This is a genomic window from Neisseria sp. P0022.S010, from assembly GCF_051956635.1.
The window spans coordinates 1-1,835 of the sequence record NZ_JBQCXF010000571.1 but is presented as its reverse complement, the minus strand read 5'-3'; the positions used below and the strand labels follow the sequence as shown (position 1 = coordinate 1,835).

Here is a 1,835-nt window from a genome sequence, read left to right as displayed (position 1 = left end):
ATTATAACTAAGATTTTTTATAGTTTGAATCAGATTTTTCTTATAATTTATCTAAGATATTTATTTTAAACAAATTATTTTTTAAGCCGGCAATAAAAAGGCCGTCTGAATATTGCTACTTTTCAGACGGCCTAAATTTATTTTACTCTGCCAGTTCTACTTGTTCATGCCCCATCAATTCCTGCCCCACTCCGGCAAGCAGGTTCAGATAACGCTCATACTGCTTGAGCATATCGGCAATCAATTCTTTTTGCATCATATATTGCACATCGTATCCATCGCGCCCATCCGAGAAATACGTCAACGGTATGAACGTTGCCGCATATTTGAAATGAGGCAGGCCGTCTTCGCGAATCAACTGGTCGGTAATTTCCCGCTTTACGGATTTAATCCCATAGACAAAATCCCTTACCGTCCCTTTATGTACCACCAGCTCCACCGACGGCTCATCCTGTTGCAACAGGCAACGAATTTCTACGTCCATATTGTATTTTTCGGTCAATTCGTCTTTCAATTCCTGCATTTCCGGAAGCGCCGTATTTTTCATAAATTTGATGATATCGACTTCCTGCGTCTGATTCATCATTTGGCCAAGGCGTTCCCTCCAATGATCGCCCGACCAGAAAATACTGCCCGGATTGACGGCGGTTGCAAAATATTTGGCATCGTTGTTTAGGGCTTTCCACAAAGAAACCATCATAAAAATCATCAACACCGCAAACGGCAGAGACGCAATCAGGGTCATGGTTTGCAAGATGGGCAAACCGCCGGCACCCAGCAACACAATGGCCACAGCCGAAATCAACACACCCCACATAACATCATAGTGTTATACAACAATAAAGGCCGTCTGAAACACGATTGTTTCAGACGGCCTTTACATTCAAATCAGTTAATCAGTCTGCTTCCTGATTCAACTGCTTCTTCAGCTTCATCATCGCCTGTCGGTGGCGTTTCCATCAAATCAGGCAACACCAGCTCGCCCAATTCAGTCAGCGGCGGCAATTCTTCCAAACTTTCCAACCGCAAATCGCTTAAGAATGTTGCCGTTGTCGCCCACAAAGCCGGACGGCCGACAGAATCACGGTGGCCGATGACTTCAATCCAGCCTCTATCCTGCAAAGTTTGCATTACATTTTGCGACACCGTCACGCCGCGTATGCCTTCGATATCGCCACGCGTTACCGGTTGCTGATAGGCAATAATCGCCAGTGTTTCCATCACGGCGCGGGAATAACGCGGCGCGCGCTGCTCTTGCAGGCTGCCCAGTCGTTCAAATGCGGCTTGGACGATTTGGAAGCGCCAGCCCTCATGGGTATGCACCAGTTGCAAAGCCCTGCCCTGCCAGCGAGCCTTCAGTTGCGCCAACACGTCAATCAGCTTGTCTTGCGACAACGGCGGCACGCACAATTCGCGCATGGTTTTTTCGTTTAAGGGTTCGACTTGCGTCAACAGCGCCGCTTCAATCAGCGCATCGGGAGAAAGTTTTTCAGTCATAATAAAATCAATGTTCAGACGGCATGAACAACCAAAGGCCGTCTGAAAGACAATATGGTCAACGGTTTGTTACGCGCTCAAATGCGCTTTCAGTTTTTCTTCGTCCAAAAACCAATGGCAGATTTCGGTATCGCCATCCAGCAAAACAGGCACCAGCTCATTGTACTTTTCTTCTAAAACCGGATCTTCATCAACATCGACAATATCCAGCTCAAATCCAAACTGCTCCTGATAAGGCTTTAATTGTTCGCGCATTTTGTGGCACAGGCTGCAATATTCCCGAAACATCAAGGTCAGTTTCATGGCGGTTACTCTCGGAGGGACAAAAGCGGCCATTG

2 protein-coding genes and 1 pseudogene are annotated in these 1,835 nt (G+C 46.8%); all 3 read right to left on the bottom strand.

What is annotated here, in order from left to right:
- Positions 1-142 precede the first annotated feature (142 nt).
- Positions 143-820 (bottom strand): annotated as a pseudogene (locus ACTHUT_RS19510) (BCCT family transporter); the annotation flags it as partial.
- A gap of 68 nt (positions 821-888) precedes the next feature.
- Positions 889-1,497 carry an SMC-Scp complex subunit ScpB gene (scpB, locus tag ACTHUT_RS19505; RefSeq protein WP_250600018.1) on the bottom strand — a complete coding sequence of 203 codons (609 nt, stop codon included), beginning with the start codon at positions 1,495-1,497 and terminating at the stop codon, positions 889-891.
- A 69-nt stretch (positions 1,498-1,566) separates the two neighbouring features.
- Positions 1,567-1,800, bottom strand: a complete 234-nt coding sequence (locus ACTHUT_RS19500; protein WP_036472354.1) for a glutaredoxin family protein — start codon at positions 1,798-1,800, stop codon at positions 1,567-1,569.
- Between the last annotated feature and the right edge of the window lie 35 nt (positions 1,801-1,835).